Genomic DNA, 23,685 nt, shown 5'->3' on the forward strand with positions numbered 1-23,685 from the left:
AGTCTCGAAGTATATCGTCAAAGCTGAGGAGCCGCACCATGACCCAACTGGCCGAACCGCTCGAACTGCCCAGCGGGCAGGTCCTGCCGAACCGGATCGCCAAGGCCGCCATGGAGGAGTTCCTGGCCGTCGACGGTCAGCTGCCCGGCACCGAGCTCGCCACGCTCTACCAGCGCTGGGGTGCCGGCGGAGCGGGGCTGCTGATCACCGGGCACGTCATGGTCGACGAGCGGGCCCTCGCCGACCCCTCCGACGTCGTGCTCGCGGACCGTACCCCGCTGGAACCGTTCCGGCGCTGGGCGGCGGCGGCGACCGCTGGCGGTGCCCGCGCCTGGATGCAGATCAACCACCCCGGTCGGGTCGTCTACGCGGACATGCCGGGGCTGGCCTGGTCGGCGTCGGACATACCGGTCAGCATCGGGCGGCTGTCCCGCTTCTTCGCCCAACCCACCGCGATGACGCCGGAACAGATCGACGAGGTCGTCGACCGGTTCGCCCGGACCGCGCAGCGAGCCGTCGAGGCCGGATTCGACGGGGTGGAGATCCACGCCGCCCACGGCTACCTGATCAGCCAGTTCCTCTCCCCGCTGACCAACCGGCGGACCGACCGCTGGGGAGGTGAACTGCTCAACCGGGCCCGGCTGCTGATAGACGTCGTTACCGAGGTCCGGCGTCGACTGCCCGACGGCGCGGCGGTGGCGGTCAAGCTCAACACCGCCGACTTCCAGCGCGGCGGCTTCGACCCGGACGACGCCAGACAGGTGGTCGGCATGCTCGCCGACACTAGCGTCGACCTGGTCGAACTCTCCGGCGGCTCGGTGGAGAGCCTGGCCACCAACGGCTACCCGGCGGACGGGCACACCCTCGCCCGCGAGGCGTACTTCCTGGACGCCGCCGCGACGATCATCCCGCAGGCCCCGGTGCCGGTGATGCTCACCGGCGGCGTCCGCCGCCGCGCCGTCGCCGAGCGGGTACGCGCCCAGGGCACGGCGGTCGTCGGAGTGGCGACGGCGCTCGCTGTGGACCCGGAGCTGCCGCGGCGCTGGCTGCGCGGCGAGGAAGCAGCGGTCGCGGTGCCGGGCCCGCGCTGGAAGAACAAGCACCTGGCCTCGGCGGCCACCCAGGCCGTCGTGCACTGCCGGCTCCGCCAGGTCGGGCGAGGATCCGCCGACCCCGGCCGAGCGGACCCGGTCGTTTCCCTCATCCAGGAGCAGCTCCAGCGACGCCGGTCGCTGCGGCGCTACCGCCGGTGGTTGGCGGAGCCGGTCAGCGTACGGACGTGGTCCTGGCCAGGGTGACGAACGCGGACCAGGCGGCGGGGGCGAAGGTCAGGGTGCCGCCGTCGCGGTCCTTGGTGTCGCGGACGTGGACCCGGCCGGGGAGGTTGTCGGCGACCTCGACACAGTTGCCCCCAGCGGGGTTGCTGCGGGTCGACTTGCGCCAGCGAGGGGTGGTGCTCAGCTCCATGTCTGCACCGCTTTCAGGATCATGTCGTGGGATTCCTCGACAGGCAGAGCATAACTGCGGACACCTTCCCAGGACCGCTCCAATGTCTGCACGTCGGCCGGGTTGCTGATCACGTCACCGCCGAAGTGGGAATCGACGTAGCCGAACACGTGATCGTCCACGGTCGCCATCGCGAACGAGCCGTTGAGGCCGTGGTAGGCGTCGGCGTTGCCCGGCACCACGTGCACCCAGACGTTGGGGCGGGCCGCCGCCTCGGCGAGACTGCGCAGCTGCTCGGCCATCTGCTCCGGCGTGCCGACCTGACGGTGCAGCACGCTGCGGTCGAGGACGGCGATGAACTCGGCCGGGTCGTCGGCGCGGGTGAGCACCTGCTGGCGGGTGAGCCGGTTCGCCAGCCGGGTCGGCACGTCGTCGACCGGGCCGACGCGCAGCAGTCGTTCGGCGTACTCCCGGGTCTGCAACAGGCCCGGGACGACCGCGAGCTCGAACGATCGCAGCAGGGTGGCCCGCTCCTCCATTTCGGCCCACGGGCGCAGGAAACCGGCGAAGGACATTCCGCGCGCCTCTGCGGAAGCGCGCTGCACGCGGTCGCCGCTGCCCAGCACATCGTCGAGGATCTTCGCGTTCTGCTGCACCGGGACCAGGCGGCCGTTCTCGTAACTGCCGATCGACGACGCGCTGAGCTGGATCAACGCGCCGAGCTGCTGCTGGGAAAGCCCGCGCTCGGTGCGCAGGGTGCGAATCAGGCGGTGCACCTCGTGCATTTTCGGATCCCCGATCTGCTGATGGTGGGGCGGTGCGTCGAATGCCACCTCTACCTCTATCAGTACGACGGATCGGAGTCCATGATGGAGATCGGATAAATTCCGGATAGTTTGTGTGATCGATATCGGGTGCTGTCGGGTCGGCTGCTACCGGGTCGGCTGGGCGTCGAGCCGGGCCACCCGACGGGGTCCGGCGGTCCGCCGGAAGCTGGCGTCGAGCAGCTCGCCGATCTCCGCCCAGTCGGTGTCGTCGGCCAGGTCCACCCCGACCCAGCCGGAGCTTGCCAGGTACGCCGGCGCGTAACAGCGAGGCTCGGCCAGCAGCGCCGCCCGCTCGTCCGGTTCCACCAGCACCAGTACGGAGTGATCATGCTGCTGGTAGACGCCGTCGACCTTCACCGAGCCGCCGTAGTAGGCGAACACCTTCGTGGTGTAGAACGCCGGATGCCCGTGCGAGATCTTCTCGGCGGCGTCGGGGAAGGCCAGCGCGAGCCGGCGTACCTCGGCGAGCAGCGGGTCGGCGTCGTCGAACATGATCGGGTGCGGCATAGCGGTAGGTAATCACACCCGGCTGACACTTCGGCCCCGGTCACCTGGTCGGGCGGGCTCCGACGGAATCACGTACCACGTAGGTTCCTCCCCCGGAGCGGCAACGCGGGTCACTTCAGCTTGTCTTCTCCCGGATGATGAGGATGAGCAGACCGGCACCGGCGACTGCCGCGACCAGGCCGAGCGGGATCGTGGTCCAGGACATCAGGAACGACAACGAGCCGTCGGTGTGCCCGTTCTCCGCCAGGAACCTCTGCGGATCGGCGGGGTCCACCAGGACCGGCATCTCCCGCTCCGGCGTACTGCGACACCCGGTCACACCAGCACAGGGAATCCACGCGCCGTACTGCGCCCCGTCGTACAGGTAGTGGACCTCGATCCGGTCGATTCCGGTACCGCGCCCGCCACCGGCCCGGTCGGTGATGTACGCGGTGACCGGAACACCCACACCACGCAACCGGTCCGCCTCGGCCGAGAAATGCCAACGGTAGGCAAGCGAACCACCGAACAGCCCCAGCCCGACCACGAGCAAGGCCACTGCGAGCGCGGCTATCTCCCGCCGGGCGCGACGGGCGTCAGCGGCCCTCGTGGCGCTACCGGAATGCGGGCCAGTGCTCCGGCCTTCAGGCCCGGGGGTGAAGGCCCGCGCTGGGCGGGCCGCCAGGCCCGAGCAGTGCCCTGACCTGGCCGGTTCTGCTGCTCGATGTGCTGCGTCACGATGCTTGGTGGCGCGCCGGCGACGGAGCCGGCGAAGTACGAGCCCGACCAGAGTTTGTTGGCCCGGTGGTAGTGGCGTGCGAGGTCGGGAAATTCCTGCCGGGGGTGGCGCGACGGGACTCCCTTGAGTGAGTTGACCAGGCGGGCCGCGGCGACTTTGGGTGGGTGGTCGACCAGCAGGTGGACGTGGTTGCCCTCGCCGTTGAACTCGACCAGTTCGGCCTCGAAGTCCGTGCATACGTCCCGCATGATCGCCTCCATGCGGGTCAGGTGACGGTCGGCGAACACCGTGTGCCGGAACCTCGTCACGAAAACCAAATGAACATGCGTCGCGAAGACGCAGTGCCTACCGTTACGGATACCCTCAACTTCTGCCATAGACTAACGTGATATCGTGTGGTTCGTGCAGCTCCGGTACCAGTTCCGGGTCTATCCGACACCCGGCCAGCAGATCGAGCTGGCGAAGGCGTTCGGATGCGCCCGGGTGGTGTTCAACGACGGGCTGCGCCTCCGGCAGACCGCCCACGATCAGGGCCTGCCGTACGTGTCGGACGCCGAGCTGTCCAGGCGGGTCATCACGCGGGCCAAGACGACTCCGGAACGGGCGTGGCTGGGCGAGGTGTCGGCGGTGGTGTTGCAGCAGGCCCTCGCGGACCTGAACACCGCGTACCGCAACTTCTTCGCCTCGATCACCGGCAGACGCAAGGGTGCGAAGGTCGCGCAGCCGAGGTTCCGGTCCCGTAAGGACAACCGGCAGGCCATCCGTTTCACCCGCAACTCCCGGTTCACGGTCCTGGACAACGGCCGTCTGCGGCTGCCGAGGATCGGCGACCTCACGGTCCGCTGGTCCCGGATACTGCCGTCGGACCCGTCGTCCGTGACGGTCATCCGGGACGCCGCCGGTCGGTACTTCGCCTCGTTCGTCGTGCAGACCAGCGAGGACGAGCCGCTGCCGCCGACCGACGCCGAGGTGGGGATCGACCTCGGGCTGACGCACTTCGCGGTCATGTCCGACGGCACGAAGGTCGCCGCACCCAGGTTCCTGCGCCGCGCGGCCCGCAAACTGAAACGGCTGCAACAGGCCCTGTCCCGCAAACAGCGGGGCAGCAACCGCCGTGGGAAGGCCGTCGTGAAGGTCGCCAGGGCGCACGCCCGGGTGGCCGACACCCGGCGGGACTGGCAGCACAAGCTGTCCACGACGATCATCCGCGAGAATCAAGCGGTGTACGTCGAGGACCTGTGTGTCGTCGGTCTCGGCCGGACCCGGCTTGCCAGGTCCGTGCACGACGCGGGATGGTCATCGTTCGTCGGCATGCTGGAGTACAAGTCGGCGAGATACGGACGTACGTTCGCCCGGGTGGACCGGTGGCTCCCGTCCACCCGGATGTGCTCCGACTGCGGCCGGATCAACGAGAAGATGGCGCTGAACGTCCGGTCGTGGGTCTGTCCGTGCGGCGGTCACCACGACCGGGACGTCAACGCCGCGATCAACATCAAGGCCGCCGGGCAGGCGGACTTCAACGACCGTGGAGCGCGGGTAGGACCGGGACCCGTCCCGGCACCGCGCGGTGAAACGGTAACCCACCAGAACACCGCGCGTGACACGCGCGGCGTGGCTGGAATCGCCGCCGTTTAGGGCGGCGAGGATGTCAAGGGCCTTCCGATTGCGCTTGCCCTTGCCCATCACAACCTCCATCGACGACGGAGAGCGAGGGCTGGGACAGCCCGGCAACGTCGCCGACCGATGGTAGGGCCGCTGGGCCAGTGAGCATCCGCAGCCGGACATCGTGGCACACGGGCGTCGGGTGGCAGCAAACGCCGATGCGGGCGGGTGCGCCGTACGGCGACAATGCCGGTGTGAACGACAAGATGTTGGTCAGAATGAGTAAACGGATGTCGCTGGCGTTGCGCCACGCGCCCGACCGGTTCGCGCTCGAACTGGATCCGGCCGGCTGGGTCCGGGTGACGGACCTGCTCGCCGCGCTGCGGATCACCAGGCTGGAGTTGGACACCGTCGTCGAGCGGGACGGCAAACAACGGTTCGCGCTGCGCCGCGACCCCGACGGCACCGAGCAGATCCGGGCGAACCAAGGACATTCGGTCCCGATCGACCTGGGGCTGGTCGCGCTGGCTCCGCCGCAACGGCTCTACCACGGCACCACCGCCGCCGCGCTCGACTCGATCCGGGCCACCGGGCTGCACCGGGCCCGGCGGCACCACGTGCACCTGTCGGCGGACACCGACACGGCCCGCCGGGTCGGTGCCCGACGGGCCGGCGGCGTCGCGGTCCTCACCGTCGATTCGGCGGCGATGGCCCGCGATGGTCACCTCTTCTATCGCAGCGCCAACGGGGTGTGGCTGACCGACGCGGTGCCGCCCCGCTACCTGGATATCTGAGCGCCGACGCGGGCCTCGATGGTCGCCATCAGGTCGGCCGGAAGCGGGCCGGCGGCTGCCGCCGCGAGGCATTCCCGCAGCTCGGTGCGGTTCTTCACGCCGAGGACTACGGTGTCGACGCCAGGCATCGACAGCGTGTACCGGTGGGCCAGCGAGGCGGCCGACTCACCCAGCTCGCCGGCCAGCTCGCGCAGCGGCGCGGCCCGCCGGAAGTCGACCATGGTCGGATGCTCCGGCGGCAGGTCCCGGTCGACGGCGTCGGTGAACGCGCCGGCCGCGACCGCCCGGATGCCCATCACTCCGACGCCGTGCCGGCCGGCGGCCGTCAGGATGTCGCGTGGCCGGGAGCCCCCGCTGCCGGGCATCAGCAGATCGCCGGGGGAGTCCAGCAGGTTCGTCACACACTGGGCGACCGCAGGGGACGGCTGATCGCCGAGCACCCGGATGATCACGTCCGGCTCCTCGACGGCGGTGATCCCCCAGGCGCCGATCCGGCCGCGCCGGACCAGGTCCTCGAACGCCGGCCGGACGGCTTCGGTGAACAGATCGGCGGAGGTGACCCCGGTGGTGCCCGGGGCGGCCTGTGCCACGATCGGATTGTGCAGCAGTAGCGCGTCGACGAACGACAGTCGCATCCGCTGCAGGCTGTCGTCGAGGGACTTCTCCAGCAGGGCCGCGACGTCACCGGCGGCCGGGTTGCCCAGCCCGCACTTGGTGACGACCCGTACGCCGGCCGGCAGACTGCCGTCGAACGCCGCGCCGACCACCCGCTCCGCCTCGCCGTCGCCGTAGCCGGGTGCGACGTCGAGCAGGTCGATACCGGCATCGACCCCCTCCCGTACGGTCGCCACCGCCTCGTCCCGGTCGGTGACGCCCCACACCTGGCCCAGCCCACCCCCGCCGAGGGTGAGGACGCTGACCGGTCCGATGCTGCCGAGGCTACGCTTCTCCATCGCCGTACGTTCCTTCCGCCGCGATCTCAGGTACGGCCGAAGCTTCCCACTTCGAGCACACTCGAAGTCAACCGTGGACAGGCCCGGTCATCTATGGGTGATCAGTGTGCCAGCCGTCGGTCAGGTTGCCGGGAGGTTCTGATCAAGGCGAGTCATCTTCGTCTGTTCGAGATTTCCAAGATATTGACTAGTATCACGGAGATGGCGTCGAAGGCATCGACCTGAAGCAATGAATAACGGTCGGAAAGGGACAAACACGTGAACGGTTTCGACAGGCGAATGGGTGGACTGATCAATCGGTCTCTCCGCCGGCTGGCGGTTGTCGCTCTGGCTGTCACCATGGGGCTCTTCCTGGTCCCGGCGACAGCGGCGCAGGCTGCCACGTGGCGGTCGGCGACATCCACCGGATGGGGGCCGAGCCCGGCCGCCGGCCAGCAGAACGCGGCGAACAACGCCCGCGCGGCGCTCACCTCGCTCGCCGCTAACCTCGGCGAGACCTGCAGCAATGTCACGGTCTCCGCGCCGCGACACCTCTACACCGCGCCCGACGGCTCGGCGTACGTCTACGAGGCGACAGCCACCGGCTACTGTGTACCGGCCCCGCCGCCGCCGTCGTACACCGTTGCCCGTTCGGCGACCCGGCAAGGCAGCGGTGCCACCTCGACCAGCGCAATCCAGAACGGGGCCCAGGCTGCCCGCGCCGACATTCTCGCCGTCGGGGTGGCCTGTGCGAACTGGGCGACGAATGCCAGCAATGTGTTCACCGCGCCGGACGGATCCTGGCACGTCTACAACGTCACGGTCAGCGCGCTCTGCACGAACTGACAAGCCGGTATTCGGCAGGCTCGGGTGTGACACACGCGCAACGCACTCGGACAGTCGTCAGCCCTGCGCCGTCGACGTGGCCGCCTGCCCGTAGGTTTGCGCGCCCGCCCGTAGGATCCGGGGCTGTGGATCCGGCGCTCGGCACGCTCACCGGGCAGCAGCGGTCGTTGTTGGACCGCTGGCTGCCCGGCGTGAGCGTCGAGCGGGACCACAGCTGGGGCCTGGTGGCGACCACCGTCCTGGAGGTGACGTGTGCCGGATCGCGGTTCATCGTCAAGGCCGGCGGCGATGGTGACCATCACCTCGCCCGCGAGTTGCATGCCCACCGGCACTGGCTGCGCCCGTGGACCAGGATCGGCCGCGCCCCGACGTTGGTGTACGGCAGCGCCGAGGCGAAATTGCTGGTCACCCGGTTCCTGCCGGGTGAGCTGGCGCTCGGCAGCGGGCACGCCGACGACCCGGACATCCACCGGCAGGCCGGCGAACTACTGGCGATGCTGCACGCCCAGTCCGCCGTCACCGACGTCGACCACGAGCGGAGGGAGAACGCCAAGTCGCTGTCCTGGCTCGCCGGCCCGCACCGGATCGACGACGACACGGTACGGCGGTTGCGCGCCGAGATCGCCAGCTGGCCGACGCCGTCGGTGACCCTGGTGCCCCACCCACGGCGACTGGCATCCGCGCAACTGGCTCGTCGACGGTGGCGTGGTCAGCGTCATCGACTTCGGCCGCGCGGCGCTGCGGCCCGCGTACACCGACTTCGCCCGGCTTGCCGTCAACGACTTCCGCCGGTCGCCGGCCCTCGAAACGGCGTTCCTCGACGGCTACGGCCCCGACCCGCGTACGGCCGACGCATGGCACCGCACCCAGGTCCGGGAGGCGATCGGCACCGCCGCGTGGGCCTACCGGGTGGGCGACGAGCGGTTCGAAGCCCAGGGCCACCGCATGATCGCCGACGCGACGGGCGACCGACCCGACCGTCGGGCATGAGCAAAACGCCGCTTCAGGTACAATTTTCTGTACCTGTGCGGAGGTGATCATGCGGACGGTGAACTTCACCCAGCTGAGGCAGAATCTGGCTGCCGAGCTCGACAGCGTCGTCAACGACGCCGAGGAGGTCGTGGTGACCCGGTCGGGTCATGAGCCGGTCGTCATCGTGCCGCTCGCCGAGTACGAGTCGATGAAGGAGACCGAGTACCTTCTCCGTAACCCGAGCAACGCCGCAGCCCTGCGGCGATCGATTGCAGAGCTGGAAAACGGCGACGCGCAGGAACAGCAGCTCGTCGATCCAACCGCCGTACGGGACGTTGCGTGAGACTGGTTTTCACCGCGACAGCATGGGCCCAGTACCTCAGCCATACGGATCGAAAGTTGATCAAACGCATCAACGACCTCATCGCCGACGTGATGCGTAACGGTTACGAGGGCATCGGCAAGCCGGAGCCCCTTCGTGGCGAGCTGTCCGGATTCTGGTCCCGCCGGATCGATCGCGAACACCGACTCGTGTACCGGATCACCAAGGAGGACGTCGAGATCGTCGCCTGCCGGTACCACTACGAGCGTTGACCTCCTCCAGTCCCGGCGTCAGCCGGGGAGGTGGTCGGCCAGATCGCACAGGTGATCCAGGGCGGGCTCGATCGACGGCGCGGTGAGCCGGCGCTCCTGCCAGGTCACCAGCGCGTCACCGGTGAGGCGGACCGGGCGGTCCGGATGCTCCACCAGCCAACGCCCGATCTGCGGGTTGAGCAGCGTACGGGCGAACGCGACGTCGTCGGTGGTGACCCGGAACCAGGCGTCGATGTGCGAGTTGCCGGTCGTGAACTCGGTCGTGTCGGTCAGGTCGTACCGATGGCTCTCCTGACCGGTCTTCGTCAACTGTACGGTCGGGCCGGACTCCCGCACGGCCACCGCGAAGACCCGCAGGCACGCCTGCACGTTGCCCCAGTCGTTGACTTCCCGCAGCTCGAAACACCAGAACGGCCGCCCCCGGTGGCGTCCGCTGATCGCGTCGCAAGTGGTCGGTGCCGGGATCGGGAAGCTGCCGAACCGGCTCAGCAACTCGCGGTCATGCTGCTGGTAGCTCCAGCCGCGCTCGTTGACCGAGGCGACCAGGGCCGCCGTGGCGCGCGTGCTCCGCCAGAGTCTGCGGGTGCGCTGGACGCTCAGCCAGATCCCGAGGACGAGCGGGCTGAGAAGGAACAGCGACAGGAACAGTTCGAGGTTCATGGCGATCCTCCGGTGTCGAACGTCGCCAGGGTGGCCGTGGCCCGGGCGACGTTCGCCACCGACTCGGTGTCGCCAAGGCTGGTGTAGAGCTCGTGCTGCCACCGCAGCCAGGTGGCGATCAGCGACCGGATCTCCACGTCGTAGACAGCGTGCATGAACAGGATGTCGGCCACGCCGGTCAACCAACCCGACGCGTCTGCGGCATCCGAGCCGTTACCGTCATCGAACCACTGCCGGCCGGCCCGGTACAGCACCCGGGCCCAGGTCGCGCCGTACCGGTGGAACTGGTAACGCATCTTGTTGGTGCCCAGCATCGACGTCGCGGCGAACAGCAGGTGCGCGTCCAGGGCGAGCCGCATCCCGGAATGGATGTCGCCCCAGTCGAGCGCTGCCTCGGCTAGCTGGGCCAGCTCGGTCGCCACGTCAGGCGCGCTTTCCAGCCGGACCCGCAGCACCGGCACGAGGGGCATGCTGGCTCCGGCCAACCCCGGCAGCCGGGCGTTCAGCTCGGGCGCGACCTTCGCCAGCACCGCCGGCAACGTCGGCCGCTGGCGCAGTTGGCGGATCAGGTCCGCCCCGGGCCACTCGTGCCGGACCGCGCCAAACTGCTCGATCAGTTGGCGTACGGCCTTGGCTCGATCATGCTGGCCGAGCGCGAGATGGGCGACGTTCGCGATTTCGGCCGCCATCGTGAAGTCGTGCCAATGTTCCATCCGCGCCTGGTCGCGTTCCCATGGCTCCAGTGCGACGAACCCCTGCGCGTACTGGTACACCGCGTATCCGGCGGCGCGGCGATGATTTCCGGGTCGCCGCCGGCGCGCATCTGCACCTCCGCCGCCGCCACGGCGATCAACGCCTGGTCGAAGTCAGACGCCAGGTGACCGGCTTCGGCCTGGACGATGTACGTGAACAGTGCCTGCTGGGCGTCGGCGAGCGCGGAGAACAGATTGCCGAGCCCGGCGTGCGCCTGGGCCCGGGCGATCGCTACGTCGGCGATCGCCCGCTCGAACTCCGGGCCGCCGTCCGCCCCGGGCAGGCCGCTGATGCCCGTGTCGGGGACGATCCGGAGCAGGCCCTCGTGTGTCTGGGCGTACCGCAGCGCGCCGGCCTTCTCCCAGGTCGACTCGGCCGCCTTCAGCGTCTTGACCGCTGCCTGAAGGTCGTTGCGCTGGGTCTGCCAGTCGCCGAGCGTCAAGTGGATCCGGGCCAGCAGCTCGTGGGCGTCGGCGTCCTCCGGATCCCGCTCGACGGCGGCCTCAGCCAGCCCGCACGCCTCCTGGTAGGCGCGGATGGCGGCGTCGACATCGCTGCGGTTGTGCGACCGGTCACCGTTGTCCAGGAGGTCACGGATCCGTTTGCCATGGTTCATCGGACGGTCCTTTCCAGCCGGTGCGCGACCCGAGGCCGCAGGAGCCGGGGTGCGGCGGCCCGCGTCGTCGGACTCGCGACCGTCGTAGCGACCACGGTAGCCGGTGCGACGTGTTGCTTGACTTAGTCGGGAAGCTAAACAAAGCTGGGGATGCGCTCCCATCGACGGTCCTCCCACAGCACCTGCGGTCACCGCCCGGGCGGCCGGCAGGTCCAGTGTGACCTCGAAAGGAACGCAGACCATGCCACGAAGAGCCCTCGTGTGCTCGCTGTTCGCCGCCCTCGCCATGGCCCTGGGCCTGGCGGTGACGGCGGCGCCTGCGGCGTCGGCCGCCGACCCGGTCCGGATCATGCCGCTCGGCGACTCGATCACCGCCGGCCCCGGCTGCTGGCGGGCCCTTGTCTGGGACCAGTTGCGCCGTGCCGGGCACACCGACATCGACTTCGTCGGCAGCGCCTCCGACGGCGGCAGCTGCAACTACGGCTTCTCCTACGACCCCGACCACGAGGGCCACGGCGGCTTCTCGGCGGTCGGCATCGCCGACAACAACCAACTGCCGCCGTGGCTGAACGCGGCGGCCCCGGACATCGTCGTGATGCACCTGGGGACCAACGACCTGTGGGGCGGCTGGCAGTCGATGGACACCATCATGGCCGCGTTCACCAAACTGGTCGGGCAGATGCGGGCCAACAACCCGGACATCAAGCTCCTGGTCGCGCAGATCATCCCGCACCACGGCTGCACGACCTGCCCGGCCGACACGGTGACGCTCAACAACCGGATCGCCACCTGGGCCACCGGCCTGACCACCGCCCGGTCACCGATCGCCGTGGTGGACCAGTGGACCGGCTTCGACGCCGCGACCGACACCGGCGACGGCGTACACCCCAACGACGCCGGGTTCCGCAAGATGGCCGACCGGTTCGCGCCGGCGATCGCGCGACTCCTCGGCACCGCCACCCCGACGCCGACGGTCACCCCGACCACTCCACCGGTCACCCCGACCCCGACGGCCACGCCGACCACGCCACCGCCCGGTGGGGACTGCACGGCCACCTACCGGGTGGTCAGCCAGTGGAACGGCGGCTTCCAAGGGGAGGTGAGTGTCCGCAACACCGGCTCGGCGGCGACGTCGGCGTGGACCGCGACGCTCACCCTCGGCGGCGGTCAGCAGGTCAACCAGGCGTGGAACGCCACCGTCACGCAGACCGGGGCGACGGTCACCGCCGGCAACGTGAGCTGGAACGGCAGCCTGCCGGCCGGCGGCTCGGCCAGCTTCGGGTTCCTCGCCTCCGGCGACGGTGACACCGCGGTGTCGGCGGCCTGCACGCTCAGCTGAGGCCGGGTCCGGGCGCGTCCGCACGGTTGACAGGATGGGCGGATGATCGAGCAGCGTCGTCGGTCCGGCCCGTCGTCCACCTCGGGCGTCGGCCGGGCCCTGCGGGTGATGGTCGCGGTACTGGTCGGATCGGCGGCGGTGGTCGGCGCGGTGCGTCTGGTCGCACCGGCCACCGCCGGACCCGAGGCGGAACCCCCGGGCGTACGGCGACAGTTGACCTTCCTGCGGGCGGCGCTGGACGACGGGGCCGGTGAACAGGCACAGCGACTCTTCCCGGAGGGCTACTTCTTCAGCCACGCCCTGTACGGGCTGGCCTGGGTCGACCTCGGGCTGCGCGCTCCGGTCGGCGATCGGACCGAGGCCCTGGCCGAGGCCCGCTGGGCGTTGACCAGACTGGAGTCACCAGCCGGCCGAGCACCGTTTCCCGCCGACCTGACCCCGGCGTACGGCGTGTTCTACCAGGGTTGGACGAACTGGCTGCGCGGCGGCGTGCTGAGCCTGCAACCACCGGACGGTCGGGACCCGGCCGAGCTGGCCCGGTTCACCGAGGCCGCGGCCGACCTCGGCGCGGCCTTCGACACCACCGGGTCGCCGTACCTGCCGGCGTACCACGGACAGGCCTGGCCGGTGGACTCCACGGTGGCGGTGGCGTCGCTGCGGCTGCACGACAGTCTGTTGCCGGACCGCTTCGACGGTACGGTGGCGCGTTGGCTGGCCGGCGTACGGCAGCGTCTCGACCCGGCAACCGGTCTGCTGCCGCACCGGGTCGACCCGGTGACCGGCGCACCGGCCGAGGTGGCCCGGGGCACCTCACAGAGCCTGATCCACCGGTTCCTGCCGGAGATCGATCCGGCGTTCGCCCGCGAGCAGTATCTGACCTTCCGGGACGGGTTCGTGGCCGCGCCACTGCGGCTCGGCCCGGCGGTGCTGGAGTACCGGGCCGGCACCAGCGGCCCGGCCGACGTCGACTCCGGGCCGCTGCCGCTGGGGGTGAGCCTGTCGGCCACCGTGGTCACCCTCGGCGCGGCCCAGGTGCACGGCGACGCGGCGTTGGCCGGCGCCCTGGCCGGCTACGGCGACTTCGCCGGCCTGCCGGTCGACACCCCGACCACCCGGCGGTACGCGTTCGGGCTGATACCGATCGGTGACGCGTTCCTCGCCTGGTCGAAGTCCGCGCGGCCGTGGGTCGCCGCCGCCGGCCAGCCGCCGCCGGCCAGTGTCTCCTGGACGTGGCGGCTGCCGCTGCTGGCGCTGTTGTCCAGCGTGGCGCTGCTGTCCGTCGTGGCGGTGCTGCCGTGGCTGCCCACGCTGGTCCGCCGCCGGGCCGCGAGCAGGAAAGCGCGAGCAGGAAAGCCGGTGAGCCGGTGAGCCGGCCGACAATGGCGTACGCCCCGAGGGGTCACCTCGGGGCGTACGCTCGGGGCGGCTCACCGTCGACGGGTCATCTACCGGTGAGCCGGGTCACGGGTCAGCTGGTCTCCAGCGCACCCGCCGATCGGCCGCACACCTGGCGCAGTGCCCAGTCCTCGACCCGTACGTCACCGCCGGTGACCTGGGTCTGGCGGGTCTGCGGCATGTAGCCGTCCTTGGCCACGATCATCGTGACCGGGTTGTGCCGGTGGTCGAGCCAGTGGGCGTAGCCGCCGTCGGCGTCGGTGGTCAACGGCAGCTCCATCGTCCACGTGCTCAGTTGCACCGTCGCCCCGGTGATCGGGGTCAGGTCGCCGTCGCAGCCCACGGCGGAGACCGTACCGGTGATCTTGCCCCAGGTGTCCGGCGGGGTGACGGTCATCGTCACCGGCACCGTGTCCACCGCGTACGGCGTGTCCTCGAAGACGGTGACACCGGTGGTGTAGGCGCCCGGCTGGGCCACCTCGGCGGTCAGGGTCAGCGTGACTGTGAGGCTCTCGCCGGGGGCGATCGTGGCGGTGCCCGGGTCCACCGTCAACCATTCGGTGTCCGTCATCGACCCGCACTGGTCGAAGCCGGGCAGTAGCTCCACTGTGTTGGTCGGTTGGAATCCGGAGATCGCCGACCCGCCGACCCGGTAGAGCCCGCAGGCGCTACCCGGCCGGAAGCCGGGGCTGTTCGCCGTCGGCAGGGGCGACCACGCGTCGGTCGCCGGGTCGTAGGCGTACCCCTCGTTGGTGATCGCCTGGGTGCCGGTGCCGCCACCGGAGATCAGCAGCTGGTTGTCGGCGGCCTGGTAAGCCGAGCCCCACAGGTTCACCGGCATGTCGGCGAGCTCGGTCCACGCGTCGGTGGCCGGATCGTAGGAGTAGCTGGCGGTCACCGGCTGGCTGTCGGACAGCCCGCCGGCGCAGACGATCCGACCGCTGACCGCGCCACAGGACTGCCAGGCGATCGGCATCGGGTAGTTGGCGACGGTCGCCCAGGCGTCGGCCCGGGGGTCGTAGCGGAACACCTGGTCGCCGTACGGGGCGCAGCTGGTCGTGGTGCAGCCGCCGACCACGTACAGCTGGCCGTCGAGCACCGTCGATCCGGCGGCGGCCGACGCGGCCGGCACGTCCGCGCCCTTGCTCCACCCACCGGTGGCCGGGTCGAAGATCAGCGTGTCGGTGTTCAGGGTGCTCCACCCGCTGACCAGGTAGACCTTGCCGTCGATGACGCCTTCGGCGGCCTGGCTGCGGGCACCGTACGGCATGTCGTCGAGCCGGGACCAGGCCTGGGTGGCCGGGTCGTAGACGTACCCCTCCTCCAGCGACGACGATCCGCTGGATCCGCCGAACGAGTACAGCTTGCCGTCGACGGTCACCGCGCTGTTGTCCATCACCGTCCGGGGCAGCCCCGGAAGACTGAGCCACGGCTCGGCCGCAGGGGTCGCCGCCGGCGCGGCACCCGGCCCGAACGTCGCCGCCGCCGGCACAGCACCGGCGAGCTGCTCGATCGGCGCGTCCAGCGGAATCCGGCGGGTCGGTGCCCCGGCGGCCGCCGCGATCTGACGCGACGCGGCCCGTGAACCGTCGGCGCGCTGGATCTCGAACTCACCGGCCCGTTCGCTCAGCTCCACCTCGGCCGGCGCGCCGCCGGTGTTGGTGACGGTGACCTCGGCGGTCGTGGCTCCGCCGAGCGGCACGGTCGCCTCGACCGGCGTACCGGTGACGGTCAGCTGCCCGGCGGCCAGGTTGTAGTTGTGCCGGGTGGTCCAGTCCTCGGTGATCTCGGCCCACCGGGTCAGCTCCGCGTACTGGTTCACCGAGGCGGTGATCCGGTGCCGGCCGGCGGGGGAGAACAGGGCGTAGAAGCCGTCGTCCAGGTCCGGGTCCTGCGGCGTGGCGACGGTACGGGTGCCGACGGAGCCGTCCACCGGCGTCACCTCGGCGTCGGCCAGCCCGGCGCCGGTGTTGGCGTCCCGGACGAAGCCGACGGCCAGCCCGCCTTCGACCTTGACACACTCGAACTCGGTCTCGGCGATCCAGTCCACCGCGTTGCTGAAGACCCGGGCGCTGTCGTCGTGCCAGGTCTGCGGGCCGGTGTTGTAGCTGGCCGCGTGCATCGACAGCAGCACGTGCCGGTTGTTCGTCCGCTGCTGCACCCCGATGCCGACCCCGACGGTGCCGACCTCCGAAGTGACGGCGTTGGCGACCACCATCCGACCCTCGCCGCCGTAAGCGTCGAAGAAACCGTAGTACTTGGAGTAGTTGTCCGTCTCGTCGAAGGCGATCCGTCCGCCGAGCGGGAACCCTTCCACCACCGGGTGTTCCTGCATCACCTGGTACGACAGGTCGCCCTCGGTGTCGTAGACGATGCCGCTGCTGCGGGCCCCCGGGTTACCGGTGTACTGGCTGAGCATGTAGATGCCGTTACCACCCACGTTGGACCAGGTGTCCAGGAACAGCACACCCACGCCGGCCGCGTCGGTGTCGGCCAGGAACCGCAGGAACGTCTCCTCGCCGGGGTTGCTCGGCCGGTTGACGATGATCGCGTCGTAGCCGGACACGTCGGTGTCCCAGCCGACCTCGGTGGTCGGGACGCCCTGGTCGTCGAGGAAGGTGCCGATCTTTCCGGCTTCGTCGCCGAGGATCCCGATCCCGGCGGAGAAGGCGTAGCCGGGTGCGGACGCGCACCGCTGCACCGGCGCGGCCACGTCCATGGTCCGGTTGCCGCCGTGCACCTGCACCGGCTGCTCGACGGTGCCGTAACCGTCGTACTGCGGCTCCACCACCAGGGTGTACGTCGCGTGGGTCGGCAGCACCAGCCGGTACCGGCCGTTGAACGGGTTGGTGAACGTGCTGACCTCGGTGCCGGCCACGCTGACCTTGGCGTACAGCGGCCAGCCGTGCCCGGAGCCGTCCCGGACCAGGCCGCTGAGCGTCATCGTCGGCAGCGCGGTCAGCGCGACGTCCTCGACGGTCGTCCCGCCCAGGGGGATGGTCACCTCGGTGCTCTGCTCGGCGTAGCCGAACGCGGTGACGGTCACCGGGTAGGTCCCGACGGTCAACCGGGCCGAGTAGGAGCCGTCCGCCGCGGTGACCCGCTCCCGGACCGTCTCGCCGCCGATGGTCACCGTCGCGCCCTCGACCGGCGCACCGGTGTCCGCGTCGGTGACCACCCCGGACAGGGTGCCGGTGTCACCGACCGGTGCCGCCTCCAGCAGCGCCAGCGCGTCGAGACGGCCCTCGCCGTACACGTTGTTGTCCGCGCCGGTGCCGCCGCACTGCGGGTCGGCGGTGTCGATCGCGGTCTGGTCCAGCAGCCGCTTCGTCGCGTCGGTGTCGCCGATCAGCGACGGCGCGGCCGACCACAGCAGCGCCACCGTGCCGGCGACGTGCGGGGCGGCCATCGAGGTCCCGTTCTCGCTGTAGTAGCTGTCGCCCGGTCCGGACGAACGCACCGCGACCCCCGGCGCGGAGATGTTCGGCTTGAACTCGCCGTCCTGGCCCGGCCCACGGCCGGAGAAGTAGGCGATCTCGTTGTCGACGTCGTACGCGCCGACCGAGTAGTTGATCGTCCGGGTGCCCGGTGAGCCGCCCGACTGGCAGCCCAGCTCACCGCTGTTGCCGTTGGACCAGATGCCGAGGATGCCGGCGGCGTCCCAGGCCAGCATCACGTCCTCCATGAACGGATCCACCGACGGCTGCCGGCTGCCCCACGAGTTGTTGATGACGTGTGGCCGTTTGCCGGCGTCAGGGTTCTGCCCGTTGAGGTCGGTCGGCTCCAGCAGCCACTGGCCGGAGGCGACCAGCGCCGCGTCGCTCGGGCAGCAGCCGTTCGCCGCGATCCAGTTCGCCTCGGGCGCGACGCCGATCCGGTTGCCGGTGCCGCCGTCGCCGACCATCGTGCCCATCGTGTGGGTGCCGTGCGAGCCCCGGTCACACGGGGCCGCGCTGCACCGGCTGTCGGCGTCGAACCAGTTGTAGTTGTGGTCGAACGTGCCGTCGCCCAGGTTGCCCCGGTACTGGGCGACCAGCGCCGGGTGGTCGAACTGGACACCGGTGTCCAGGTTGGCGACGGTGATGCCGGCGCCCTTGGTGCCGAACTGCTCCCACACGTCGTCGGCGTTGATGTTGGCGATGCCCCACTCGACGTCCTCGGCCTGGGTTTCGCTTCCGCTGTCACCGTCGGCGTCGTCGCGGGCCGGCTCGTCCGGGGTCGGCTCGATCAGCTGGTACTCGACCGGCTGGTAGAGGCCTTCGACGTCGGGCCGGGCCGCCAGCTCCTGGGCCAGCATCGACGAGCCGTCCCGTACGTAGATCGCGTTGCTGGCCCAGAACGCCTGGTAGGTCACGCCCTCGGTGTCGAGCAGGTGCCGGACGCTGGTCTGGCTGGTCGCGGCGGTGGTCCGCAGCGCCTCGGCGACCGCCGCGCCGCGCGCCGTCCAGTCGTCGATCTGCCGCGCCTGCGCCAGGTCGGCCCGCTCGGCGAACCGGATCCACAGGTCGGTGCTGCCGTCGGACTGCAGCGACCGCTCCAACTCGGGCTGGATCTTGTCGGCGACGCCGCGCGCCGGGTCACCGCCCGGATCGGGGCCGGGCCGGGGTGCCGCCGCCGCCGGGTTCGGCGCGGCCAACGCCACACCGGCCAGCAGCACCAGCGACAACGCTCGTGCGATGGGTCTCATTGGGGGGGTTCCTTCCGTGGGATCGGCCACGCGGGTGGGCACGCCGTGCCCCTCACAGGGGTTGGTACGGGTCACGGCGTTCCGCGCTGCAGGTCGCGCAGGTACCGGTGCCACCGTCGGGTGCTGCCGCGTCCGCGCCCGCCTCGGGCCCGTCGGGTACGGGTCGATCGGGTTCGGGGTCGGATTCGGGTCCGGGGTCATCCGTGGACCGCACTGGTGGCTCGTGCATGCAAGTCATGCTGCTGAGCCGGCGGATCGTTAGCTATCCAGCAGATACGTCAAAGAATCGACCGGTCGCGGTCGATGTGCCCGATCCGGTTTCGACCGGGTTGCCGGGCCGTTTCAGCCGTCGGCCGTGAGGACACCGGCCTCCACGGCGGCGACCGCCAGCGCGGTACGGCTGGACACCCGCAGCTTGCGCATCGCCGACCGCAGCTGCTGATCCACCGTGGCCGACGACTTGGCGAGGATCCGGCCGATCTCCCGGTTGGTGTGCCCGGCCACCACCAAGCGGACCACGTCCAGCTCGCGCGGGGACAGCCGGTCGCCGTACCCTTTGCGGCCGCCCCGCCACCGGCGCGGCACCTCCCCGCCGTGTTCGCGTAGCCGCCGCGCAACCCGGTCGGCGGCACCGCGCGCGCCGAGGCCGGCCAGCCCGTCGTACACCTCGACCAGCAGTGCCCGTCCCGGCTCGGCCCGCCCAGCGGCCAGCAACGCCAGCGCCTGCCGTTCCCGGGCGAGCAGCGCGTCGTACGGGCGGGGCAGCGCCGCCCATGCCCGGGCGGCCCGGTCGAAGCCGGCCGCTGCCCGGTCGTGGTCACCGGCGGCGTCGGCCAGCGCGGCCCGGCACACCGCCAGCGCGGCCGCCGGGCCCGGCGCGGCCCGGTCGCGTAATCCGCTGGCGAAGCGACGCACCAGTCCGGCCGCCTCGTCCGGCCGCCCGGCGGCGAGCAGCGCCGCGACCCGCGCCGGGGCGATCTCGGTGGCCCACACCCAGACCCGTTTGGCGGCGACCGCGCCGATCGGACCGTCGGTGACCCGCAGCGCCCGGTCGGCCTGCCCGTCGTCGAGCCACAGCCGGGCCAGCATGGCGGCCGGCTCGACCGTGTCGTCGACCGCGCCCTGCCGCGCCGCCTCGTCCAGCACCACCTGGAACTGCTGCTCGGCCGGGCGCGGCTGGCCGGTGGCCGCGGCCAGGCGCCCGGCCAGTCGCAGACTCGCCAGGTAGACGCCTGGCCGGTCCCGGTCCGCCTCGGCCAGTTGGGCGGCGCGGTCGGCCAGGCCGTCCCACCGGCCGGTGAACCAGTCCAGGTTGGCCTGTTCCACCAGGATGTTGTAGCGCAGCCGGACCAGACCCTCGGCGTCGGCGAGAGTCAGCGCCACCGCCAAGTGCCGGCCGGCTTCGGCGTACCGGCCCCAGATCAGCGCCCCGGTGCCGACGTTGGCGTGGATCCGGGCGATGTCGCGCCGTTCGGCCGCCGACGCGCCGTCGGTCGGCAGCCCGGCCACCACCTCCCAGGCCTGCGGCTCGCCGAGCATCAGCAGCGCCGCCGCCCGGTTGCCGGCCAGCGACATCCGGTCGGCGGCGGACGGGATCCGCGGGATGAGTTCGGCGGCCCGGCGCAGCCACCGCAGATGGGTGGCGGCCGGCCACGGGCCGGCGTACGCCCAGCCGAGGTAGGTCATCGCGCGGGCCGCCTCCACCGGGTCGGCCAGGTACTCCACCGCCCGGCCGAGTTCGGTGAGCGCGGCCTGCGCCTCGCCGCCGATGATCAGCAGCCGGCCCAGCGGGTTGCGGATGTCGGCCTGCTGCCGCGCGGTCAGCTCGGTCGACTCCAGCACGGCACGCAGGGTGGCGACCACCCGGTGGTAGACGTCGTCGACCGGCTCGCGCCGGCCGAGCGCGGCGACGGCGGCGGTGCGGGCGATCCGGGCCCGGTCCGGTGCCGCCAGCTCCGCGACGGTCAGCAGCTCGTCGAGGGTGACCGCGGCGGTGGTGTGGTCGCCGGAGGCGATCATCCGATCGGCGGCGGCCTCGGCGTACCGGGCCCAGCGCGCCACGTCGCCTGCCTCGCGGAAGTGCCGGGCCAGCTGAGCGACCGGCGGCGGACCCATACCCTCGACCGCCTGTCCGGCCCGCAGATGCAGCGTACGCCGATCGGGGTGCACGATAGCCTCGTAGACGGCGGTGGCGGCGAGCGCGTGCCGGAACCGCCACCGACCGCCGCCGGGGTGGTCACGCTCGTCGCTGTCCAGCAGACCGGCGGTGGCCGCCTCGGTCAGCCCGGCCCGGCAGGCCCGGGTCAGCAGGCCGGCGGTGGCCGCCAGGGTGGCCTCGTCGGCGGGTTCGCCGAGGACGGCGGCGGCACGCAGCACCCGCTGGGCGGCCGGGGTCAGCCGGCCGACCCGTTCCCGGGTCGAGTCCCGCACCGACGCCGGCACCTGCAGTTCGCTCAGGCTCAACCGCACCCAGCGTCCGTCCCGGAACACCACGTCGGACCGGTCACACAGCAGGCGTACCGACTCCTCGACCATCAGCGGCACGCCGCTGGTGCGCTGGTGCAGAAAGGCGGCGAACTCGGTCGACATCGGATTGCCGTCCAGCATCGACGAGACCATCGCCGCCGTGTCGGCGACGTCCAGCGGCGCCAGGGTGATCCGCAGCCGGGCGCCGCCGCCGGACGCCGGCCGGGACAGCCGCAGCAGCAGCGACCGGTCGTCGACCTCCTCGGGGCGGTAGGTGACCAGCAGGCTCGGCCCGCCGGGTGCCGGTCGGGCGGCGAGGAACACCAGGAACTCCTGGGTGACCTCGTCGGCCCAGTGCGCGTCCTCGACGACGAGCAGGTCGACGTCGAGCGCGCGGATCAGCTCGTCCAACGCCCGGAACAGCCGGTGCCGGGCTGCGGTGGCGTCGTCCACCGGGTCCAGTGGCGGCGGCAGCTCGGCCGACCATTCCGGCACGAGTGGGCGCAGTGCCCCGGCCAACGCGCTCAGCCGTACCCCGGTCAGCCGTGGCCGGACATCGCGCAGCGCGTCCACGATGGGCGCGAGGGTGAGCGATTCGCGTAGCGGTGGGCAGACCGCCAGCAGAGTGCCGGGGCGTGGACCGGCCCCAGTGGTCGACGTCTCCCGGACCAGGCGGCTCTTGCCGATCCCCGCCTCACCCTCCAGCAGGACCACCGCCGGGGGGCGGGCGAGCGCCGTGGCCAGCGCCGCCAGCTCACCGGACCGTCCCACCAGCCGTGGTGCGGCGATCGGCACCGCTGTGCCCGCCGCCGCAGCGTGCCCGCTCACCCGCATCGTCGGAGCGTATCCCGCACGTCGGATGCCACCGGCGGGCCGTCGATGCCGCCTCGGCCGGGTGCCCGCGCATCCAGTCCTTGTCGTGATCCGGACCGTGCCGACCGTGGCGACCATGGTCGCCGTCCGACTATTGTCGAGGCGGATTCAGAATTCGCCCGACGTCCGGGTCGACCACTACGTGAATCCATCCGGTCTGTTCGCTCCGCATCAGCGCCCCACGCCCTTGTCGATGTCCGTTGGGTGTTGGGGCTTCTCGTGGGCTGACCGGGTTGTCCACAACCATCGAGACAGGAGTTCGGCACATGATCAGCAACGCCATGCTGCAGCAGGCGGGCACCATTCTGGGGCAGGTCGCCAACGGCGTGAACATCGTTGTCGTTCCGCAGTCGATGTCCGTCGGCACGGCCGAGAACCCGGCCATCTGTCTGAAGTCGGCCATTCAGGTGAACTGGGTGAAGAAGCAGATGGCCGCGCCGGAGGTCCGCAAGTACGTCGAGGACGATGTGGCCTGGGACGGGATCATCGGCACCGTCGCCCTCGACACGCTGGTGATCCAGGAAGCGGTTTTCGACGGTACGGTGGCTTACCGCTCAGCGGTGATCTGGCACGAGCACGGGCATGTCCTGCACGGCAAGACCGAAAACGGAAACGTCTACCTGTACGAGGTCACGAATCTCACCAATGCCGTAGGTGTGCTGGACGGCGAGGAAATCCGGGACGTTCTGGAAATGAGGTCCGTGGCGTATCGGGCGGCGGTGGATCCGGGTGTCGCGGCGCTGCGGCAGTTCCTGCAGCAGAATTGGCAGATCACGCTGTAAGCGGGTCTGCGACGCGGGTGCCGGACCGGCGCGGTGAGGCCCTCGACGTCCGGACGGACCGCGACCCACGCGGCGAGGCCCTCGACGTCCGGACGGACCGCGACCCACGCGGCGAGGCCCTCGACGCCCGGACGGACCGCGACCCACGCGGTTGCCGTGGGACCGGAGTCCACCGCGTGGGCCGCGTGCCAGCAGGTGCGGTTCACTACAGGGGCCACTGCGACGTGCGGGTCAGTCCGACTCGGGTCGCAGCACGATCCGGGCGAGCAGTTCCTCGCCGTCACGGAGTCCGCGGACGCCGACCTCGGCGTCGACGTCGAGACTGGACAGCTCGACCTCGTCGCCGTTGTCGACCACCCGGCACTCGTCGGCGCAGGTCCAGTCGAGCACGAAGCCGTCCGCAGACTCGACGCTGATCGTGGTGCCGTCGATGGAGCCCACCGTGCCGCGCTGCACGACGAGCGTCCGAAGGCCGTCGTCGGTCTGTACGGTCATCTCGCCGTGCAGACCGGCGCCGCCCGCCCCGAGGCCGCGCAGCCAGCCGGCGCGCGGGCCGGGCCGCCCCCACGGGCCACGGCGACCGTCCCACCACCCGGGGCGGTCGTCGCCGGAGAGACCGAAGTCGCTGTAGTCGACGGTGTCCACCGCAGCGACCGCGAGCGGATCCGCAGCGGCGCGGGAGCCGTCGGACGAGCCGCCGAACCCACAGCCGGTGAGGGTCAGCAACGCGACCGCGCCGGCTGCAGCGCCGGTGAGTGCCTTGGTGCCAACTGATTTTCTCATGTGGTCAGCATCGGCCACCGACACGAAGCCACCGTCAGGTCGATGTTCGGATCAGGTAAGGCGTCCGGCGTCGTCGTCGGTCCGACGGAGGCA

The 23,685-nt window shown here is 71.1% G+C and carries 20 protein-coding genes and 2 pseudogenes; 10 read left to right on the forward strand and 12 right to left on the reverse strand.

What is annotated here, in order from left to right; all coding sequences use genetic code 11:
• The first annotated feature begins 38 nt into the window (after positions 1-38).
• On the forward strand, positions 39-1,298 hold the full coding sequence (locus EDC02_RS05460; protein ID WP_123601007.1) for a 2,4-dienoyl-CoA reductase: 1,260 nt from the start codon (positions 39-41) through the stop codon (positions 1,296-1,298).
• Here the strand turns inward: EDC02_RS05460 and EDC02_RS05465 are convergent.
• The 5 genes and pseudogenes from EDC02_RS05465 to tnpA form a co-directional block, all read right to left on the reverse strand.
• A complete protein-coding gene (locus EDC02_RS05465; RefSeq protein ID WP_123601008.1) occupies positions 1,267-1,467 on the reverse strand; it encodes a DUF397 domain-containing protein in 201 nt (66 codons plus the stop codon). The genes EDC02_RS05460 and EDC02_RS05465 overlap by 32 nt on opposite strands.
• Positions 1,458-2,222 carry a helix-turn-helix transcriptional regulator gene (locus tag EDC02_RS05470; RefSeq protein ID WP_158632060.1) on the reverse strand — a complete coding sequence of 255 codons (765 nt, stop codon included), beginning with the start codon at positions 2,220-2,222 and terminating at the stop codon, positions 1,458-1,460. Before EDC02_RS05470 ends, EDC02_RS05465 begins: the two co-directional genes overlap by 10 nt.
• A gap of 156 nt (positions 2,223-2,378) precedes the next feature.
• On the reverse strand, positions 2,379-2,780 hold the full coding sequence (locus tag EDC02_RS05475) for an MmcQ/YjbR family DNA-binding protein (protein ID WP_123601010.1): 402 nt from the start codon (positions 2,778-2,780) through the stop codon (positions 2,379-2,381).
• 115 nt (positions 2,781-2,895) lie between these two features.
• Positions 2,896-3,318, reverse strand: a complete 423-nt coding sequence (locus EDC02_RS05480; protein ID WP_123601011.1) for a hypothetical protein — start codon at positions 3,316-3,318, stop codon at positions 2,896-2,898.
• A 146-nt stretch (positions 3,319-3,464) separates the two neighbouring features.
• Positions 3,465-3,875 (reverse strand): annotated as a pseudogene (gene tnpA / locus EDC02_RS05485) (IS200/IS605 family transposase); the annotation flags it as partial.
• 25 nt (positions 3,876-3,900) lie between these two features.
• Here tnpA and EDC02_RS05490 point away from each other — a divergent pair.
• Positions 3,901-5,133 (forward strand): RNA-guided endonuclease TnpB family protein, encoded by a 1,233-nt coding sequence (locus EDC02_RS05490; RefSeq protein ID WP_123604526.1) that lies wholly within the window; start codon positions 3,901-3,903, stop codon positions 5,131-5,133.
• Positions 5,134-5,354: 221 nt separating this feature from the next.
• Positions 5,355-5,894, forward strand: coding sequence for an RNA 2'-phosphotransferase (locus EDC02_RS05495; protein ID WP_123604527.1), 540 nt, complete (start codon positions 5,355-5,357; stop codon positions 5,892-5,894).
• Here EDC02_RS05495 and EDC02_RS05500 read toward each other — a convergent pair.
• The gene (locus tag EDC02_RS05500; protein WP_123601012.1) at positions 5,879-6,847 is read right to left on the reverse strand and encodes an aldo/keto reductase; all 969 of its coding nucleotides are present in this window, start codon (positions 6,845-6,847) and stop codon (positions 5,879-5,881) included. The two genes, EDC02_RS05495 and EDC02_RS05500, sit on opposite strands and share 16 nt — an antisense overlap.
• A 339-nt stretch (positions 6,848-7,186) precedes the next feature.
• On the opposite strand from EDC02_RS05500, the gene EDC02_RS05505 reads away from it, so the two are divergent.
• The 4 genes and pseudogenes from EDC02_RS05505 to EDC02_RS05520 all read left to right on the forward strand — a co-directional run bounded on the left by EDC02_RS05505 (position 7,187) and on the right by EDC02_RS05520 (position 9,238).
• A complete protein-coding gene (locus tag EDC02_RS05505) occupies positions 7,187-7,672 on the forward strand; it encodes a hypothetical protein (protein ID WP_148083334.1) in 486 nt (161 codons plus the stop codon).
• A gap of 660 nt (positions 7,673-8,332) precedes the next feature.
• Positions 8,333-8,662 (forward strand): annotated as a pseudogene (locus EDC02_RS40730) (phosphotransferase family protein); the annotation flags it as partial.
• Positions 8,663-8,711: 49 nt separating this feature from the next.
• A complete protein-coding gene (locus EDC02_RS05515; protein ID WP_123604528.1) occupies positions 8,712-8,987 on the forward strand; it encodes a type II toxin-antitoxin system Phd/YefM family antitoxin in 276 nt (91 codons plus the stop codon).
• The gene (locus EDC02_RS05520) at positions 8,984-9,238 is read left to right on the forward strand and encodes a Txe/YoeB family addiction module toxin (RefSeq protein WP_123601014.1); all 255 of its coding nucleotides are present in this window, start codon (positions 8,984-8,986) and stop codon (positions 9,236-9,238) included. Before EDC02_RS05515 ends, EDC02_RS05520 begins: the two co-directional genes overlap by 4 nt.
• A gap of 18 nt (positions 9,239-9,256) precedes the next feature.
• On the opposite strand, the gene EDC02_RS05525 is transcribed toward EDC02_RS05520, so the two are convergent.
• The 3 genes from EDC02_RS05525 to EDC02_RS05535 are packed head-to-tail and all read right to left on the reverse strand — an operon-like array spanning position 9,257 to position 11,267.
• A complete protein-coding gene (locus tag EDC02_RS05525) occupies positions 9,257-9,898 on the reverse strand; it encodes a hypothetical protein (RefSeq protein ID WP_123601015.1) in 642 nt (213 codons plus the stop codon).
• The gene (locus EDC02_RS05530; RefSeq protein ID WP_123601016.1) at positions 9,895-10,587 is read right to left on the reverse strand and encodes a hypothetical protein; all 693 of its coding nucleotides are present in this window, start codon (positions 10,585-10,587) and stop codon (positions 9,895-9,897) included. Before EDC02_RS05530 ends, EDC02_RS05525 begins: the two co-directional genes overlap by 4 nt.
• Positions 10,512-11,267 carry a tetratricopeptide repeat protein gene (locus EDC02_RS05535; protein ID WP_158632061.1) on the reverse strand — a complete coding sequence of 252 codons (756 nt, stop codon included), beginning with the start codon at positions 11,265-11,267 and terminating at the stop codon, positions 10,512-10,514. Before EDC02_RS05535 ends, EDC02_RS05530 begins: the two co-directional genes overlap by 76 nt.
• Positions 11,268-11,508: 241 nt before the next feature.
• Here EDC02_RS05535 and EDC02_RS05540 point away from each other — a divergent pair, with 241 nt between their 5' ends.
• Positions 11,509-12,606, forward strand: coding sequence for a cellulose binding domain-containing protein (locus tag EDC02_RS05540; protein WP_123601018.1), 1,098 nt, complete (start codon positions 11,509-11,511; stop codon positions 12,604-12,606).
• Positions 12,607-12,648: 42 nt separating this feature from the next.
• Positions 12,649-13,974, forward strand: a complete 1,326-nt coding sequence (locus EDC02_RS05545; RefSeq protein WP_199757517.1) for a hypothetical protein — start codon at positions 12,649-12,651, stop codon at positions 13,972-13,974.
• A gap of 100 nt (positions 13,975-14,074) precedes the next feature.
• Here EDC02_RS05545 and EDC02_RS05550 read toward each other — a convergent pair whose 3' ends face one another.
• Both EDC02_RS05550 and EDC02_RS42520 read right to left on the reverse strand, forming a co-directional pair.
• A complete protein-coding gene (locus tag EDC02_RS05550; RefSeq protein WP_123601019.1) occupies positions 14,075-18,688 on the reverse strand; it encodes a S8 family serine peptidase in 4,614 nt (1,537 codons plus the stop codon).
• A 342-nt stretch (positions 18,689-19,030) separates the two neighbouring features.
• Complete coding sequence (locus tag EDC02_RS42520; RefSeq protein WP_123601020.1) at positions 19,031-21,988, reverse strand: AAA family ATPase; 2,958 nt, start codon at positions 21,986-21,988, stop codon at positions 19,031-19,033.
• Between the two features lie 305 nt (positions 21,989-22,293).
• Between EDC02_RS42520 and EDC02_RS05560 the strand changes: the two genes are divergently transcribed.
• Positions 22,294-22,809 carry a hypothetical protein gene (locus tag EDC02_RS05560; RefSeq protein ID WP_123601021.1) on the forward strand — a complete coding sequence of 172 codons (516 nt, stop codon included), beginning with the start codon at positions 22,294-22,296 and terminating at the stop codon, positions 22,807-22,809.
• A gap of 231 nt (positions 22,810-23,040) precedes the next feature.
• Here the strand turns inward: EDC02_RS05560 and EDC02_RS05565 are convergent, their stop codons facing one another.
• Positions 23,041-23,592: a hypothetical protein gene (locus tag EDC02_RS05565; RefSeq protein ID WP_148083335.1), complete on the reverse strand. Its 552-nt coding sequence runs from the start codon at positions 23,590-23,592 to the stop codon at positions 23,041-23,043.
• Positions 23,593-23,685 lie beyond the last annotated feature (93 nt).

The sequence above is a fragment of the Micromonospora sp. Llam0 genome (assembly GCF_003751085.1).
Classification (GTDB): domain Bacteria; phylum Actinomycetota; class Actinomycetes; order Mycobacteriales; family Micromonosporaceae; genus Micromonospora_E.